The 17,068-nt window shown below is 63.4% G+C and carries 17 protein-coding genes and 4 tRNA genes; all 21 read left to right on the top strand.

Annotation, left to right across the window (positions count from 1 at the left end; all coding sequences use genetic code 11):
* Positions 1–299, top strand: a 299-nt coding sequence (locus tag KGZ40_03920) for a CBS domain-containing protein (GenBank protein MBS3956662.1), incomplete at its 5' end; no start/stop codon positions are given.
* 86 nt (positions 300–385) lie between these two features.
* A complete protein-coding gene (locus KGZ40_03915) occupies positions 386–1,048 on the top strand; it encodes a redox-sensing transcriptional repressor Rex (protein MBS3956661.1) in 663 nt (220 codons plus the stop codon).
* 110 nt (positions 1,049–1,158) lie between these two features.
* Positions 1,159–1,374, top strand: a complete 216-nt coding sequence (tatA, locus tag KGZ40_03910; GenBank protein MBS3956660.1) for a twin-arginine translocase TatA/TatE family subunit — start codon at positions 1,159–1,161, stop codon at positions 1,372–1,374.
* Positions 1,375–1,603: 229 nt separating this feature from the next.
* A complete protein-coding gene (gene greA / locus KGZ40_03905; protein ID MBS3956659.1) occupies positions 1,604–2,077 on the top strand; it encodes a transcription elongation factor GreA in 474 nt (157 codons plus the stop codon).
* A 5-nt stretch (positions 2,078–2,082) separates the two neighbouring features.
* Positions 2,083–3,621, top strand: coding sequence for a lysine--tRNA ligase (lysS, locus tag KGZ40_03900; GenBank protein MBS3956658.1), 1,539 nt, complete (start codon positions 2,083–2,085; stop codon positions 3,619–3,621).
* Between the two features lie 163 nt (positions 3,622–3,784).
* A complete protein-coding gene (locus tag KGZ40_03895; protein ID MBS3956657.1) occupies positions 3,785–6,337 on the top strand; it encodes an ATP-dependent Clp protease ATP-binding subunit in 2,553 nt (850 codons plus the stop codon).
* Between the two features lie 3 nt (positions 6,338–6,340).
* Positions 6,341–7,684 carry a DNA repair protein RadA gene (gene radA / locus KGZ40_03890; GenBank protein MBS3956656.1) on the top strand — a complete coding sequence of 448 codons (1,344 nt, stop codon included), beginning with the start codon at positions 6,341–6,343 and terminating at the stop codon, positions 7,682–7,684.
* Positions 7,685–7,799: 115 nt separating this feature from the next.
* Complete coding sequence (disA, locus tag KGZ40_03885) at positions 7,800–8,870, top strand: DNA integrity scanning diadenylate cyclase DisA (protein ID MBS3956655.1); 1,071 nt, start codon at positions 7,800–7,802, stop codon at positions 8,868–8,870.
* Positions 8,867–9,949: a hypothetical protein gene (locus tag KGZ40_03880; GenBank protein MBS3956654.1), complete on the top strand. Its 1,083-nt coding sequence runs from the start codon at positions 8,867–8,869 to the stop codon at positions 9,947–9,949. The genes disA and KGZ40_03880 overlap by 4 nt, the downstream gene beginning before the upstream one ends.
* Positions 9,936–10,661 carry a 2-C-methyl-D-erythritol 4-phosphate cytidylyltransferase gene (gene ispD / locus KGZ40_03875; GenBank protein MBS3956653.1) on the top strand — a complete coding sequence of 242 codons (726 nt, stop codon included), beginning with the start codon at positions 9,936–9,938 and terminating at the stop codon, positions 10,659–10,661. Before KGZ40_03880 ends, ispD begins: the two co-directional genes overlap by 14 nt.
* On the top strand, positions 10,658–11,155 hold the full coding sequence (locus KGZ40_03870; GenBank protein MBS3956652.1) for a 2-C-methyl-D-erythritol 2,4-cyclodiphosphate synthase: 498 nt from the start codon (positions 10,658–10,660) through the stop codon (positions 11,153–11,155). The genes ispD and KGZ40_03870 overlap by 4 nt, the downstream gene beginning before the upstream one ends.
* Before the next feature lie 75 nt (positions 11,156–11,230).
* On the top strand, positions 11,231–11,971 hold the full coding sequence (cysE, locus tag KGZ40_03865; GenBank protein ID MBS3956651.1) for a serine O-acetyltransferase: 741 nt from the start codon (positions 11,231–11,233) through the stop codon (positions 11,969–11,971).
* A complete protein-coding gene (gene cysS, locus KGZ40_03860; protein ID MBS3956650.1) occupies positions 11,952–13,448 on the top strand; it encodes a cysteine--tRNA ligase in 1,497 nt (498 codons plus the stop codon). The genes cysE and cysS overlap by 20 nt, the downstream gene beginning before the upstream one ends.
* 5 nt (positions 13,449–13,453) lie before the next feature.
* Positions 13,454–14,191, top strand: coding sequence for a 23S rRNA (guanosine(2251)-2'-O)-methyltransferase RlmB (gene rlmB / locus KGZ40_03855; GenBank protein ID MBS3956649.1), 738 nt, complete (start codon positions 13,454–13,456; stop codon positions 14,189–14,191).
* Positions 14,188–14,706, top strand: a complete 519-nt coding sequence (locus KGZ40_03850; protein ID MBS3956648.1) for an NYN domain-containing protein — start codon at positions 14,188–14,190, stop codon at positions 14,704–14,706. Before rlmB ends, KGZ40_03850 begins: the two co-directional genes overlap by 4 nt.
* Before the next feature lie 166 nt (positions 14,707–14,872).
* Positions 14,873–15,523, top strand: a complete 651-nt coding sequence (gene sigH / locus KGZ40_03845; GenBank protein ID MBS3956647.1) for an RNA polymerase sporulation sigma factor SigH — start codon at positions 14,873–14,875, stop codon at positions 15,521–15,523.
* A 102-nt stretch (positions 15,524–15,625) separates the two neighbouring features.
* A tRNA-Thr gene (locus KGZ40_03840) sits at positions 15,626–15,700 on the top strand.
* Between the two features lie 239 nt (positions 15,701–15,939).
* A tRNA-Tyr gene (locus tag KGZ40_03835) sits at positions 15,940–16,024 on the top strand.
* A 45-nt stretch (positions 16,025–16,069) separates the two neighbouring features.
* Positions 16,070–16,145, top strand: a tRNA-Thr gene (locus KGZ40_03830).
* A 35-nt stretch (positions 16,146–16,180) separates the two neighbouring features.
* A tRNA-Met gene (locus KGZ40_03825) sits at positions 16,181–16,256 on the top strand.
* 142 nt (positions 16,257–16,398) lie between these two features.
* Positions 16,399–17,068 (top strand): GTP-binding protein (locus tag KGZ40_03820; protein ID MBS3956646.1); only part of this gene is annotated, 670 nt, incomplete at its 3' end.

Raw genomic sequence — 17,068 nt, 5'->3', positions numbered from 1 at the left:
TCCTCGGCGGCCGACACTCCCGCTATCCAGTCGAGATCGACGGTGCGGTTGTGGGAATCGTGTCGCTCAGCGACGCCAAAAAGGTACCTCGTGACGAGTGGCCGGTGACTCGTGCTGTGGATGTCGCTGATCGCGACCTCGGCCGTCTCGTCGTGGATTCGCGAGCACCGGTCGAATCGATTCTGCAGCGGCTTTCTGGCGAGTCGACCGGGGCGTTGCTCGTAGTGGACGAGGGGCGGGTCGTGGGAATCGTGACAAGGGCGGATGTCGTCTCGCGTGTCAGGAGAGCTTCGATCTGATTTCGCGCTCCAGCCCCACCCACCACTTGCGCATTAATTGTAACTATTGTTACGATATAGGCGTCAAGCCAATCTGAGGGACAGGTATGTCGAGCGTACGGTCCGAGCGTATTCCGCAGGGTGTCATAGAGCGCTTACCCGCGTATCTGAGCGTTCTCCTGCAACTGCGAGCACAGGGTTCGGAGACTGTCTCCTCGGCCAGATTGGGCGAGGTCACCGACATCAACCCCGCGCAGATTCGCCGCGACCTCACACACTTCGGGCAGTTCGGGAAGCGCGGAGTCGGCTATGACGTCCTCACGCTGATAGAGCGCATACAGGCGATTCTCGGTTCCGACCACGCGCACAGGCTGGTGCTTGTAGGTGCCGGCCATCTGGGTTCCGCCATCGCTGCGTACGACGGTCTGCGCGCGCGCGGTTTCACCATCGTGGGAGTGTTCGACGACGACCCCGCAAAGATTGGCGCGCGTGTGGGCGACTACATCGTGCGGGACGTCACGGATCTCGAGCGAACCGTTCGCGAACAGGCGGTCCGGATCGGAGTCATCGCGGTGCCAGCGAAATCGGCTCAGGAAGTTGCTGCGCGGCTCGTTTCAGCGGGCGTGCTGGTGATCCTCAACTACTCGTCTGCGATGATCAGCGTTCCCGCGCATGTGACACTTCACAACACCGATCCGGTGCGCGAGCTCCTCCATACCCTTTACTACCTCTCGCAGGCTGAGTCGATGGCAGGCTCAGTGGCAGAGTGATATCCTTGCGGCTTGACGGGTCATCTGGTCGACGCGATATGTGCGAAGGCTTAGAACACTGAATCGAGGAGTTGAACACAATGGCGTTTTTCCCTGGTCTTCCGGGCGGCATGGAGTGGGTGATCATTCTCGTGGTCGTGTTGTTGCTGTTCGGCCCGAGCAGGCTTCCCCAGCTCGGCAAGTCGATCGGCAAGACGATGAAGGCCATCCGTGACGGTGTGGATGGCAAAGCGGACGCGACCGACGACGAGGACGAGGTAACAACCGCTAAGGCCGAAAAGAAGGCCGAGTCGCCGGATGCCAAAGCCCGCGATAACGACGCCTAGGGCGACCTGGGCTTTGACGGGCTTGCTACAGAGGCGGAAGACCGGCGCTGGCGTGACCATTTATGCCACTTAGGGGAGCGTGAAGGGACCCGCTTGCGCGCGTCAAACGATGCGCTATACTTTCGGGGACATTTCCGCGGGCTGTCCAAACACGGGCAGCCCGTCACGCTAGGAGAAACCAGGACCGCCGCGTGCGGATGGTAACCGAGAAGTACGGAGCGCGCATTCGATGCACAAGGAAGTCGTACTCACCCCGGAAGGTCAGGTCCGCCTCGAAGACGAGCTGAGACGCCTTGAGACCGTGCGCCGAAGAGAAGTTGGCGAACGGATCAAAGAGGCTAAGGAGTTTGGCGACATCTCCGAAAACTCGGAGTACGATGACGCCAAGAACGAGCAGGCCTGGGTCGAGGGACGTATCGCCGAGATAAGCATGCTTCTCGCCAACGCCACGGTGGTTGACGCCCCGGTGAAGGCTGATCGCGTGTGCATTGGGTGCACGGTAGAGCTTCGAGACGTGGAGACCGGGCACGTCCACGCATACAAGCTGGTCGGCTCGGCTGAGGCCGACCCAGCCCACGACCGCATTTCGAACGAGTCCCCCGTTGGGCAGGCAATCATGGGCGCCAAGAAAGGGCAAAGCGTCACAGTCTCGACTCCGTCGGGCCGCGAGCTTGAGTACGTGATCAAGAAGATCTCTCGATAGCGGCTATGACTCCCGACGAGAAGGCTTACGGCACACCGGGCGGCAACCCCGGCGGAGACTCCGACTCGGCTGGGAGGCAGGAGGACGTCTTCGCGGTAAGACGGGCCAAGCTCGATTTGTTGCGCGCGAGCGGTGCCGAGCCGTACCGCAGATCCTTCGACGTGACCGGGCGAGCCGGCGAGCTGTCCTCGCGATTCGCAGATCTCGATCCGGGTTCTGAGACAGGCGAGCGCGTCGCGGTCGCGGGCCGACTCGTGGCCCGTCGCGACCAGGGTAAGGTCGCCTTCCTTGTAATCCGTGACGCGACCGGAGACCTCCAGCTGTTCTGTCGCGCGAACGTGCTCGGCGAGGAAGAGTTCTCGGCGATACGCGATCTCGATCTCGGGGACTGGATAGGTGCGACCGGCGAAGTCATGAAGACGCGCAGGGGTGAGCTATCGGTCTCGCCGTCCTCCGTCGAACTCCTCTCGAAGTCTCTCCGTCCGTTGCCTGAGAAGTATCACGGGCTGACCGACACAGAGACCCGCTACCGTCAGCGCTACGTCGACTTGATCGCGAACCCGGAGGTCCGCACGGTTTTCGAGACGCGATTCAAGATTATCTCAGCGATCAGACGGTTCATGGACGGGCGCGGGTTTCTCGAAGTCGAGACACCGATGTTGCATCCCATACCGGGCGGCGCCACGGCGCGGCCGTTCACCACGCACCACAATGCGCTCGACATGGAACTCTACTTGCGCATCGCGCCCGAGCTGTATCTGAAGCGGCTGCTTGTTGGCGGATTTGAGCGCGTCTACGAGGTCAACCGGAGCTTTCGCAACGAAGGGATGAGCCCGCGACACAACCCCGAGTTCACGATGTTGGAGGCGTATCAGGCCTACACCGGTCTCGAGGGGATGATGGAACTCACCGAGCGCCTCATCTCCACGGTTGCCGAGGAGGTCCTCGGTAGCTGTCAAATCGCGTACCAGGGGGTCTCGCTCGACCTGACCCCGCCGTGGCCACGCCGGACGATGATCGAGCTCACGAGTGAGGCGGCGGGTGAGGACATCTCGTTTGCGCGGAGCCGCGATGAGCTCGCCGCGTACTGTGCGAAGCACGGCGTTCCAGTCGAAGACGGATGGGGTCCAGGCAAGCTCATCGCCGAGCTTTTCGAGAAGATTGCGGAACACACGATCACTGGGCCGCTCTTTGTCACCGACTACCCGCTTGAGACGTCGCCGCTGGCCCGCAAGAAGCCTGGTGAGCCAGGACTCACCGAACGTTTTGAGCTGATCATCACCGGCCGAGAGATCGCAAACGCTTTCTCCGAGCTCATCGACCCGGTCGATCAGCGCGAACGTTTTCTCGCGCAGAGCGCCGCACAGGCGGATGGCGATGCGGAAGCGATGGGGCACGACGAAGACTACCTGCGCGCCATGGAGTACGGCATGCCTCCATGCGGAGGGCTCGGTATAGGGATCGACCGGCTCGTGATGTTGCTCACCGGCAGCGCCTCCATCCGAGATGTGCTGCTCTTTCCCCATATGCGCCCGGAGGCGTGAAGTTCTCGCCCCGCCGGATGTGAGTGTCAAAGACTCAGATTTTACTGGCACTCGCCTTGCTTCCACCATCATATGACCCCGCGTGTCAGGGTAGGCGGGTATACTAGTGGCATGGGGGCCTCGCCGCGTCGCGGCGACACACCGACAGAGGGAGCGCTTCACTATGTTCGAGCGGTTCACAGAGAAGGCGCGCAGGGTTGTAGTCTACGCCCAGGAAGAAGCGCGCATGCTCAACCAGAACTACATCGGAACCGAGCACTTGTTGCTGGGACTGATTCGGGAACAAGACGGTATCGCCGCTAAGGCGCTAGAAAGTCTCGGCATCTCACTTGAGGATGTCCACGCGCAAGTAGAGGACCTCATCGGCAGGGGCACGTTTGTTCCCACGGGCCACATCCCGTTCACACCGCGTGCAAAGAAGGTGCTCGAGCTCTCCCTCCGCGAGGCGCTGCAGCTCGGCCACAACTACATCGGGACCGAACACATGCTCCTCGGCCTCATCCGTGAGGGAGAGGGCGTCGCGGCGCAAGTGCTGCTCAATCTCGGCGCTGATCTGGACAAGGTCCGCTCGGCTGTTATCCAGCTGCTTTCCGGCCACTACGGCAAGCAGACTGAGCCTGCCGAGGAGCGCGGCGGCAGGGGGAGTGGCTCGCTGCTCGATGAGTTTGGCAGGAACCTCACCCGCGCGGCGAGTGAGGGCAAGCTCGATCCGGTCATCGGACGGATGGCTGAGATCGAACGCGTAATGCAGATCCTCTCGCGGCGCACCAAGAACAACCCGGTCCTCATCGGCGAGCCCGGGGTTGGGAAGACCGCGGTGGCGGAAGGACTCGCGCAGGCGATCGTGCACGATCAGGTGCCGGAAACCATCAAGGACCGGCAGCTCTACACACTCGATCTGGCAGCGCTCGTCGCTGGGAGCAAGTATCGCGGGGAGTTCGAGGACCGCCTCAAGAAGGTGATGAAGGAGATTCGTGAACGCGGCGACATCATATTGTTCGTCGATGAGATGCACACGCTTGTGGGCGCCGGCGCCGCTGAGGGCGCTATCGATGCCGCGAGCATCATCAAGCCAGCGCTCGCCCGTGGCGAGTTGCAGACCATCGGCGCGACCACGCTAGACGAGTACCGCAAGTACGTCGAGAGGGACCCGGCGCTCGAGCGGCGATTCCAGCCGATCATGGTAGGCGAGCCGAGCGTCGCTGAGACCGTTCAGATCCTGTTCGGTTTGCGTGACCGTTACGAGGCGCACCACCGCGTCAGCATCACAGATGCCGCGGTTGAGGCGGCCGCGGTTCTCGCCGACCGGTACATCTCAGATCGTTTCCTGCCCGACAAGGCCATCGATCTCATTGACGAGGCCGGTTCGAAGATGCGTATCAAGATGATGACGGCGCCTCCCGGAGTACGGGAGATCGAGGACCGCCTGCGTCGAGTGCGCGCCGAGAAGGAAGCCGCGATCGAGGCGCAGGAGTTCGAGAAAGCCGCGTCGCTGCGCGACGGGGAGAAGCGCATCATCGCGGAGAAGCGCGAGATGGAACAGGAGTGGCTCAAGCCGGAGAGCCGTAGGCTCGTCGAGGTGACTGAGTGCGAAATCGCCGATGTCGTAAGCGTGTGGACGGGCGTGCCCGTCTCCGCGTTGACGGAGGAAGAGACAGAGAAACTCCTGCGGATGGAGGCGTCACTGCACGAGCGGCTTGTCGGTCAAGATGAAGCCGTCGTGGCAGTCAGCAGGGCGATCCGGCGCGCTCGCGCGGGCCTCAAGGATCCTCGCCGTCCGGCTGGATCCTTCATCTTCCTCGGCCCGTCTGGGGTTGGAAAGACTGAACTCTCAAAGGCGCTTGCGGCGTTCCTGTTCGGGAGCGAGGAGGCGCTCATCCAGCTCGACATGTCGGAGTACATGGAAAAACACACCGTTTCGCGCCTCATAGGGTCACCTCCCGGGTACGTTGGCTTCGATGAGGGAGGACAGCTCACCGAGCTCGTCAGGCGCCGTCCGTACTCGGTTGTGCTCTTTGATGAAGTCGAGAAGGCGCACCATGACGTGTTCAACATCCTTCTTCAGATTCTTGAGGAAGGACGGCTCACCGATGCCCAGGGACGGCGTGTCGATTTCAAGAACTGCATCATCATCATGACGAGCAACATCGGCGCGCGCGACATCGTCAAAGGCCAGAAGCTTGGGTTCTCGACGAGCGGTGGCGCGGGACTTTCCTATGAGGACCTCAAGGAGCGTGTCACCGGTGAGCTCAAGAAGATCTTCAGGCCCGAGTTCCTCAATCGTGTCGACGAAACGATTGTCTTCCACGATCTTTCGCACGAAGAGATCGAACAGATCGTCGATCTCATGTTCGACCGGCTCCGCGAACAGCTCGTTGCGCACGGTATGGGGATATCCCTTGCCGCTGACGCGCGCACGCATCTCGCCCGCGAAGGGTACGATCCCGCGCTCGGAGCGCGTCCGCTCCGCCGGGCCATACAGCGGTTCGTCGAGGATCCGCTCTCAGAGCAGCTGCTCGCGGCACAGTGGAGCAGTGGTGACGTGATCGAAGTCGTTGTCCAAGAGGGTGAGATCGCGTTTCGTAAAGGCGAGGGCCGCGCTCCGGCGGTTTCGGAGCGCGTGGTACCCGAGGGTGGTTCCACGCCGCTCATGCCGCGCGCGGCCAAGGCGCCACGCCGTCGAGGGAGCGCCGCAGGTGGCGTGACGGGGGCGTAGCGGTTGGCTCGCGTCCGGACGGTATGGAGATGTCAGACGTGCGGCTCGAGTGCACCCAAGTGGCTCGGTCGTTGCCCTGATTGCGGCGAGTTCAACACCTTCGTCGAGGAGGCAGCTGAGCTCTCGTCACGTGTCGCGCGTTCCAAGGTTCCCGTACGCGTTCCACTTACTCAGGTCCACGACTCCGACGCACGCCGGGACTCTACAGGGATCGCGGAGCTCGATCGCGTGCTTGGCGGAGGGCTGGTCGCGGGCTCGCTTGTTCTTCTCGGCGGAGAGCCGGGTGTGGGCAAGTCAACACTGCTGCTTCAGGTTGCGGCGTTTGTAGCGCGAACCACGGGTCCGGTGCTCTATGCGTGTGGTGAAGAGTCGCCCTCGCAGGTGGGTATGCGTGCGCGACGGACTGGGGCTGTGGCGGACCGCATCGATCTCGTGGCGGAGACCGACATACGCGCGGTCGAGGAGGCGGTCAGGGCTGAGAAGCCCGCGCTGCTCGTGATCGACTCGGTGCAGACCGCGTTTGACCCTGATCTCGCGGGGGCTCCCGGCAGTGTGGGCCAGGTCCGGGCGACAACAGCGCGTCTCATGCGTATCGCGAAGGATCTCGACGTGACTACGGTGATTGTCGGTCACGTCACCAAGGAGGGCGCGATTGCCGGACCGCGCGTATTAGAACACATGGTAGACACAGTGCTGTATTTCGAAGGTGATCGCGACCAAGCGCTGCGGATGATACGGGCGGTCAAGAACAGGTTCGGGCCGGTTTCAGAGATCGGGATCTTCGAGATGTCCGAGAAGGGCCTCATCGCTGTCGATGACCCTTCAGCGTTACTGCTGGGAGAGCGCGGATCTGCGGTGCCCGGCTCGGTCGTGATGGCGACGATGGAGGGCTCTCGGCCGCTACTTGTTGAAGTGCAGGCGCTCGTGACCCCCACGTACCAGCCGGTGCCCCGGCGTCTCGCCACCGGGGTCGGCGTTGGCCGACTGCTCCAGACCGTTGCGGTGCTCGAGCGCCGGGCGGGCGTGTCGTTCGCCGGACACGACGTGTATGTGTCGCTCGCGGGTGGAGTCCGTGTGACAGAGCCCGCGGTGGATCTGCCGCTTGCGATCGCGCTTGTTTCGGCGCTGGCGGACCGTGCGGTTCCGCTCGATGTCGTAGCGTTCGGTGAGGTCGCCCTTACCGGCGGGGTGCGTCGAGCGTCGCATGCATCTGTGAGAGCGCGAGAGGCGGCACGGCAGGGCCTCACGACCATAGTCGCCTCCATGCCGGCGGCCGTTCAAGTTCCCAGCGGCGCACGTCTCTCCCAGGTCTCCGCGGTTGGGGATATCGCCCGGCTTGTGGGATGACGGGGTATGCACGTGGCGGCATGAGTCGATCTCTGGCAGAATCGCAGATAGAAGCTGATACTTGCGTCTCCCGCGCGCTTGCTCGCGCGTCCCGGGCTGGTTCGAAGGAGGGTACGTGGAGCCGCACGAGCACAGCCTGCGTTCTGAGCTGAAGAAGGTGGCGCCGGGCACGTCACTGCGGGAGGGACTCGATTACATTATCGCGGCCCGGACGGGGGCGCTTATCGTAATCGGTGACGAGGCGCAGGTCGAACCGCTTTGCAACGGAGGGTTTGACATCGATACTCCGTTCGCTCCGCAACGCCTCTTCGAACTTGCCAAGATGGATGGGGCCATCATCCTCGACGGCGAGTGCAGGCGAATCATCAAAGCGAACGTGCACCTCGTCCCTGACCCTGGATTGCCCACCCGGGAGACTGGTATGCGCCACCGCACCGCGGAGCGCATCAGTCGACAGACTGACGCGCTGGTCATCTCGATTTCACAGCGGCGAGAGGTGGTTAGTCTCTATCTGCGCGGCGAGCGCGTCATCCTTGATCAGATTGAGATGCTTCTCGCTAAAGCGGACCAAGCGTTACAGACGCTGCAGCGCTATCGCAGTCGGCTCGACGACACGCTTGACCGCCTCACCGGCCTTGAGTTCGAAGATCTAGTCACACTCGGTGATGTCACCGAGGTGATCGGGCGGTTTGAACTCGTGCGGCGAACGCGCACCGAAGTCGGGCGCTACATCGCCGAGCTTGGCATAGAAGGACGTCTGGTTCAGATGCAGGCCGAGGAGCTGAGCGCGACCGTAGACGACGAGTACTTCCTCGTCCTGCGCGACTATGTTTACGATGGCGCTCCGCGCAAAATCGCCTCGGTGCGCACTCACATCTCCGCTCTCCCCACAGAACAGCTTCTTGAGCCTTCGGTGATCGCCCGGGCCCTGGGGTTGGCGGAGGAGACGCACTCCGCGGATGATCACCTGCGGCCTCGCGGGTTGAGAGTCATGCGCCGTATCCCGATGCTGCCGGTGTCAGTCGTGAACCGGCTTGCCGAGAGGTACGGGACCCTTCAGCGCGTTTTGGCCGCCTCCGCTGATGAGCTTGATGAAGTGGACGGCATCGGCGCGAGGCGCGCGGTGGCGATACGAGAGGGTCTCGGCCGGATACATGAGCAGGTTCGGAGGTACGGCAACAGGTGATCGTCCTCATCACACGGTTCGTCTTCATGACAGCCGGGGCGCTCGGTGGGTTTCTCACGTCGCGTCTGATCGACTGGACCGAACAGATCGGCTACCCGCAGTATTTCGCCGTGTTCATATTCCTTGTGCTCGGTGTGTCGATCGGCTATTTGCTGGGAAGCATCTTTGGCCGGGAGTTCTCGACCGCGTTCGGGCAAGCCGAGGCGCGCCTCCACGACACATCATCGGGAGAGATCATCTTGGGGACGGTCGGGTTGCTCGTCGGACTCGTGATCGGGTGGCTCGTAGGGCTTCCCCTGCGGCTCATCGAGCCATCGTGGCTCGCGGTCCTCTCGCTCATCGCGCTTTTGGCGATGACCGGTCACCTCGGCGTGAGGATCGCTCTGCTGAAAAGCGGAGACTTGGCGCGCGTCATGCCGGGTCTTACCTTCGGAACTCGCGACGCCGTGCCCGCGTCCGCTCGGCCCATACTTCTCGATACGAGCGCCATCATAGACGGCAGGTTCCTCGCCCTGCGCGCACTCGGCGTCATCGATGGCGATATCCGTGTTCCACGCTTCGTCCTCGCTGAACTACACACGCTGGCCGACTCAGCCGACGACATCAAGCGCGGACGGGGGCGGCGCGGTCTCGACTTCCTCGCCAGGAAGGCTTCCTCCGGCGACGGCGCGATCGAGCTGTTCGAGGCCGATTACCCCGAGATCCCCGAAGTCGACGGAAAGCTCGTGAGGCTCGCGTCGGAGATGGGCGCCGTCGTGGTGACGGTCGACCACAATCTCACCGACGTAGCGCGAGCGGAGGGTGTTGCGGTGATCAACTTGAACGAGGTCGCCACAGCGGTCAAACCGACGCACCTGCCGGGGGAGCGCCTTCGGCTGGCGATCGTGCGCGAGGGCAAAGAGGCGTCCCAAGGAGTCGGGTATCTCGAGGATGGCACGATGGTTGTGGTGGCTGACGGGAGCGGACACATCGGCACTACGATAGAGACCGAAGTGACGTCCGTTCTTCAGACGTCCGCGGGCCGCATGGCATTCGCCCGGTTCGTGGCGATCTCGGGTGGCGGCGATGGGGACGAGTGATCGCGACACGGCTGTCGTGATCGTCGCTAGCGGGTCGGGTGAGCGCTTCGGAAGCGCGGGGGGCAAGCAGCTCGCCATGCTCGCTGGCCGTCCGCTTCTTTCTCACACGGTGGAGAGGTGCTGTGAGTCTCGTGACGTGGCGCTCGCGGTCGTCGTCGTGCCCGCTGGCCGTGAGGACGAGTATCGCACCGCGCTATTGGGTGCTGAAACGAATGTGGTGCGCGTGGAGTTCGCGCTCGGCGGAAAGAGGCGGCAAGACTCCGTCATGTCCGGTCTTGGCATGGTGCCGGAAGAGATCGGTTATGTCGCCGTGCACGACGGCGCCCGTCCGCTCGTAACCGCTGAGAGTCTCTCGGCGGCGCGTCGGCATCTTGAGGCGAGGAGCCACCTTGACGGAGTCGTGGTCGGGCACCCATCGTTCGACACGCTCAAACATGTGAGGGACGGCGTCGTCATCGGGACCCCTGACCGCTCGGAGTATTGGATCGCGCAGACCCCGCAACTGTTTCGCGCGCCGGCGCTGCGCCGCGCGTATCATGAGGCCGCGCGTACGGGTCGAGTCGCCACCGATGATGCTGGATTGGTGGAGGCTTCAGGGGGCGCAGTGGGCGTCATCGAGGGCCCACGCGACAACATCAAGGTCACGGTCGCATCCGACCTCGCACTTGCCGAGGCGCTTCTGGCCGCACGTAGCGAAGAGGGTCGAACATGAGGGTAGGAATCGGATACGATGTCCACGCGTTCAGCGAGGCGCGCCCGCTCATTCTTGGAGGGGTCGAGGTGCCCCACGAAGCGGGGCTGGCGGGCCACTCCGACGCTGACGTCCTCACCCATGCGCTGACGGACGCGATCCTGTCGGCGATGCGCGAAGGTGATCTCGGCGAGCACTTTCCCGATACCGACCCCGCATATGCCGGCGTGCGAAGCGTGGACCTTCTGGGCCACGTGGCTCGACTTCTCGCCGAGCGGGGCTGGCGGGTCCTCGACGCCGATACCACCCTCGTTCTCCAACTGCCAAAGGTGGCGCCGTACCGTCAGCGGATGCGTGAGAATCTGGCTGCGGCGCTCGGCGTGGACGTGGCGTCGGTGGGCGTGAAGGCGACGACGACAGAGGGACTCGGATTCACAGGGCGCGAAGAGGGGGTGGCCGCATACGCGGTCGTGCTCCTCGTTCGGGCAGACGCTCCCTCCCAGGTGCGCGGGTGACGTGATACCGTGTGCGGTGCGGGCGTAGCGCACCGTTGCGCCGGACAGGTTTTCGCGACACTTCCAGGAGGCGCCGTGTTTGAGCGGCTTCGAGATGACATACGAGCGGTCAAAGAACGCGATCCCGCGGCAATGTCCACGTGGAGCGTGTTGCTCAACTACCCAGGAGTGCATGCCGTGTGGTGGTACCGCGGTACCAACTGGCTGTGGAGGCACGGCAGGAAGGGGCTCGCCCGCTGGCTCTCCCAGCAGGCGCGTTTCTTCACCGGGATCGAGATACATCCCGGAGCGGCTATCGGCAGGGGGTTCTTCATCGACCACGGTATGGGCGTGGTCATAGGCGAGACTTCGGTGATCGGCGAGGACGTGACACTCTATCAGGGCGTCACCCTCGGCGGGACGGGCAAGGAGCGAGGCAAGCGTCATCCCACGCTCGAGGACTGCGTGGTGGTCGGCGTCGGCGCCGCGGTTCTCGGCGACATTACCATAGGGCGCGGTAGCCGCGTGGGTGGCGGTGCCGTCGTGGTGCACGACGTCCCGCCCAACTGCACCGTGGTGGGTATTCCTGGCCGCGTCGTTGTTCGCGAGGGGCGGCGTGTTGACGCGGTCGACCTGCACCACGAGGATCTGCCCGACCCGGTCGTCGAGATGTTCCGCTGCCTTCAGCGGCGTATCGATCGCCTGGAGGCCCGCCTGGACACCGAGGGCACCGAGGGCGCGGAGCGCGCGGTGTGCGGCGAAGAACGGTTCCCGTCAGCGAGTCACGGCGCATCCCGAGCGAGCGAGGAGTCATCGTATGACGATCCGCGTCTATAACACCTTACTCCGCGAGAAGGAGGAGTTCATCCCCCGTGAGAAGGGGAGCGTCTCGATGTACGTCTGCGGGCCGACCGTGTACAACCACATCCATATCGGCAATGCCCGCACCTTCCTCACGTTCGACACCATACGCCGCTACCTTGAGTGGCGGGGCTACGAGGTGACGTTCGTTCAGAACATCACCGATATCGACGACAAGATCATCGCCCGAGCCGCCGAGGAGGGGATCACGGCTGAAGAGGTCGCCCGCTTCTACACGGAGGCGTTCCTCGACGCGATGAGGCGCCTCGGCATCAAACGGCCAACCGCTCAGCCGCGTGCCACGGAAACGATTCCCGAAATGATCGAGATGGCCGAGCGCCTCATAGAGCGCGGCCACGCATACACGGTCGATGGCGACGTGTACTTCTCAGTGCGTTCCTTTGAGGGTTACGGTAGGCTCTCCGGGCGTGACGTCGATGAGATGCGCGCAGGGGCGCGGGTCGATGTCGACGAGCGCAAGCGGGATCCGCTCGACTTCGCTCTGTGGAAAGCGGCGAAGCATGGGGAGCCGCACTGGTCGAGTCCGTGGGGCGAGGGACGTCCAGGGTGGCACCTCGAGTGCTCTGTCATGAGCGAACAGGAGCTCGGAGTGACCTTCGACATCCACGGAGGGGCGTCCGACCTCATCTTTCCGCACCATGAGAACGAGATCGCGCAGTCCGAGGCGGCGACAGGCGAGCCGTTTGCCAGGTACTGGCTTCACGGCGGCTTGCTTCAGATCAACGCCGAGAAGATGAGCAAGTCGCTTGGCAACTTCATGCTCGTGCGCGACGCGCTTGAACGCCACTCAGCTCCAGTCATTCGCATGCTCATGCTCCAGACGCACTACCGAAGTCCGCTCGACTTCTCGTCCGAACGGCTCGACGAGACAAGCGTTGCATACGAGCGCATCACGACCCTCATCCGAAACATCCGGTGGGCGCGCGGGACTACTCCGGCAATGGGAGACCGGGACAGCGAGCACAGGATCCGTCTCGATGAGGCGGTCGAGACGGCACGGACGGCCTTCATCGCCGAGATGGACGACGACTTCAACACCGCCGGCGCTCTTGGCGCGCTGTTCGAGCTCGTGCGGGCGGCGAATACGTTTCTCGCGGTCTCGGAGAATGGGCGCACCGCAGCCGATCTGATCGCTCTCGCCGGTGTCGAAGACGTGCTCACCGAGTGCCTCGGGGCGCTCGGCCTCGAAGTCACCGCACCCGCCGAGCGAGGCTATCCGCGAGAGGTCGTGGCGCTCGCGCGCCAGCTCGCCGGGTATGCGGGTGACGACGCCACAGCGGCCGTCGACGCCCTGTTGGCAGCCCGGGCCGCGGCGCGTACCGAGCGTAACTGGGCTGCGGCCGACGCCGTGCGTGACGGTCTGGCCGGACTCGGCATCTCGGTAGAAGACACGCCGTCCGGGGCGCGGGTATCTCTCTCCCCCAGCGGGTGAGCGGAGTGAGCGAATTCATCGAAGGACGCAACGCCGTCCGTGAGGCGTTGCGAGCTGGGGCAGCGATAGAGAGAATCCTCCTTGCACGAACTGCGGAGGGGGAGAGTATCGGAGACATCGAGCGGCTTGCCGCGGACCGCGGTGTGCCGGTGGCTACCGTGCCGAAACACGCGCTCGATGAGAGGAGCGCGCGAGGCGCACACCAGGGCGTCATCGCCCAGATCGCTCCATACGTGTACACGCCCCTCGCCGAGATTGTGTTGAGGCACGGTGGACGGCCGCGCTCTTTGATCGTACTCCTCGACCATATCACCGACGAGGGAAACCTCGGGGCGATCGCCCGCTCCGCTGAGGTGGCGGGCGCGGCTGGGCTTATCGTGCCTAAGGCCCGCTCGGCGGGGGTGGGCGCGGTGGCCCACAAGACATCGGCGGGCGCGCTCTCGTATCTGCCGGTTGCGCGAGAACCCAACATCGTGCGCGCCATCGAGACACTCAAAGAGGCGGAGTACTGGGTCGCCGGCGCATCCGAAAAAGCGGCCGCCGCTTTGTGGGACGCCCCGCTCGACGGACGGATCGCGCTCGTGGTAGGTGCCGAGGGGCACGGGCTTTCCCGCCTTGTGGAACGTTCGTGTGACTTCCTGGTACGGATTCCTGTCGTTGGCCAGGTCGCTTCGCTCAACGTAGCTCAGGCCACGGCTGTTCTCGCGTTCGAGTGGGTGCGCCGGGGGACCGAGTCGCCGTGAAGAAGCGGGACGTACTGATTGTTGACGGCTACAACGTGATCCGGCATGCAGGCGGGGCGTATGAGACGCTGTTCGCCGCCGATCCAGACAGCGCCCGCACGCGCCTTGTCGCCGATGTCGCCGCCTTCGCGCACGGCGAGTACCGCGCGATAGTCGTATTCGACGGAGCGGGCAACCCGTATTCAGACGGGGTGGTTCACCAGGTTGCCGGGGTCGACGTGATCTTCTCGGCGTCTGGTGTGGACGCGGACACGGTCATCGAACGGCTTGCTCTCGAGGCTCGCGGCGCGGGTGAGAAGGCGGTTGTGGTGTCCTCTGACACCCAGACTCAGTGGTCGGTGATGGGAGCGGGGATCACCCGGATGCCGTCGAGCGCGTTCATTGAGGAGGTGCACCGGGTGCGCGAGGATTCTGCCGAGTTCAACCCATCGGGCTCGATGCGCTCGACGGTGTCAGAGCGGATCGAGCCCGAGGTACGGGAGCGCCTATCGCGATGGTCGCGAGGCCATCGGTAGAGTCCGCGGCGCATCCGGCGTGCTGGCCGGTTCGGGACCGGGACACGTGACTCGTTTCACTATCTTGACTAACCTGAATGCTTCGTTATCGTCATGGTAGGAGAGCGTTCGGCAGAGCGCTCCATGTCCTTCACGACAGCCGGGACTGTACGGAAGGTGTGTCGCGATGAACGGGTACGGGGGAGTTGTGCGCGGGCGCTGGAAAGCACCGCGGACGGATGCCGTCCTTGTCAGGGCGGCACAAGCCGGTGACGACCTCGCTTCACTGGTCTTGTTGCGCAAGTACCGGGCGCTCGTCCGGTGCAAAGCCCGGTCCTACTTCATCGCCGGGGGCGATCGGGACGATGTCATCCAGGAAGGCATGGTAGGGCTCTTCAAAGCGATACGTGATTACGATCCAGGGAGGGACTCCTCGTTCCGGTCGTTTGCGGACTTGTGTGTCACTCGTCAGATGATCACGGCGATCAAGACGGCGACTCGCCAGAAGCACGCACCTCTCAACGGATATGTCTCCTTGCACGGGACGGTGGGTACGCGATGCCAGGGTGAGCGTTTGTTCGAGGACATCCTCGCCGCGAGAGAGGTGTGCGATCCGGCCGAGATCGTCATCTCGGCATGGGAGGCCGAGTTCATCCGTACGGGATTTATCGGCTCGCTTTCACCGTTCGAATCAGATGTCTTGCGAAGCTATATGGACGGCGCCTCATACTGTGAGATCGCCCGGCGCCTCGGCAGGAGCGTGAAAGCTGTCGACAACGCGCTTCAGAGGGTGAAGCGCAAGATGGAGACGCAGCTCATCCGCTGCCGGGCGTGTTAAACGGATTTGCGCGGGGACAGTGTGTGCGGGCGTAACGCCTCAGAATAAAAGGTACTCGAGCGGGTGGCGCCCACGCGTGAGCGCAACTACAATGGTGCCCGCGCTGGCGTAGCTCAATGGCAGAGCAACTGCCTTGTAAGCAGTAGGTTGTGGGTTCGACTCCCTCCGCCAGCTCCACAAGTGCGCAAAGTCCGGACGGCGTAAAACCGTCCGGACTTTGCGCACTCTGCTGATCGAGTGCGGCCGCCCGTATTGTGAACGATAGAGGCGGTCACGTCTGCGAAAGTGGCGACGCCCGGTGGCGTTGTCGTCGTTGACACTTGAAGAACCGTTGGAGTACTATCCCTTTGCCTTCGAGCCGGTAGAAGTGTCGGCATGCAACTTGATAAGTGCAGAGAGCGGTCGTTTTTTTATGTGGGGGTGTGCCCGAGTGGCTAAAGGGGACGGGCTGTAAACCCGTTGGCTACGCCTACCCAGGTTCGAATCCTGGCGCCCCCACCACATGACCACGCGACGGGGGGTGCGCCGTGCCTTCCAATTATTCGTGCCCACATAGCTCAGTCGGCAGAGCACTTCCTTGGTAAGGAAGAGGTCACCGGTTCAAATCCGGTTGTGGGCTCCAGCAGTATCCCGGCCGCCGTTCGCGGGGGCCGTTACGGCGGTGTAGCTCAGCGGTTAGAGCACACGGTTCATACCCGTGGAGTCACTGGTTCGAATCCAGTCACCGCTACCACGGCAGTACACGCGCGGCTCTCGAGGCCCGCGTTTGAACATTTGTGATCATGCGAGAGGCGGTTCGGAAAAGATACTTCAAAGACGGTTGATACCAGTTGAGGAAACGGTGCCGTCGGAGATGTCCCGTAAGGAGGAGACTCATGGCGAAGAAGAAGTTCGAGCGTACCAAGCCGCACGTCAACATCGGCACCATCGGTCACGTCGACCACGGCAAGACCACCCTGACCGCCGCGATCACCAAGACGCTGGCCGAGAAGGGCCTTGCGGACTTCACCCCGTTCGACCAGATCGATAAGGCCCCCGAGGAGCGCGAGCGCGGCATCACCATCGCCATCGCCCACGTGGAGTACGAAAGCGAGAACCGCCACTACGCGCACGTCGACTGCCCCGGCCACGCCGACTACGTCAAGAACATGATCACCGGCGCGGCCCAGATGGACGGCGCGATCCTTGTCGTGTCTGCCGCCGACGGCCCGATGCCCCAGACCCGCGAGCACATCCTGCTCGCCCGCCAGGTCGGGGTGCCCCACATCGTCGTGTTCCTCAACAAAGTCGACATGGTCGACGATCCTGAGCTCCTTGAGCTCGTCGAGCTCGAGGTCCGCGAGCTGCTCTCCGAGTACGAGTTTCCCGGTGACGACACGCCGGTCATCAAGGGCTCGGCCCTCAAGGCCCTTGAGGGCGATGAGGATGCCAAAGGAGCGATCTGGGAGCTCATGGAGGCGGTCGACACCTTCATTCCCCAGCCTGCCCGCGACATCGAAAAGCCCTTCCTCATGGCCGTCGAAGACGTCTTTACCATCACCGGCC

The organism is Clostridiales bacterium (assembly GCA_018333995.1).
Classification (GTDB): Bacteria; Actinomycetota; Coriobacteriia; order Anaerosomatales; family SLCP01; genus JAGXSG01.
Note: the sequence above shows the minus strand (reverse complement) of the source record. Positions and strands in the feature narration are given on the sequence as shown.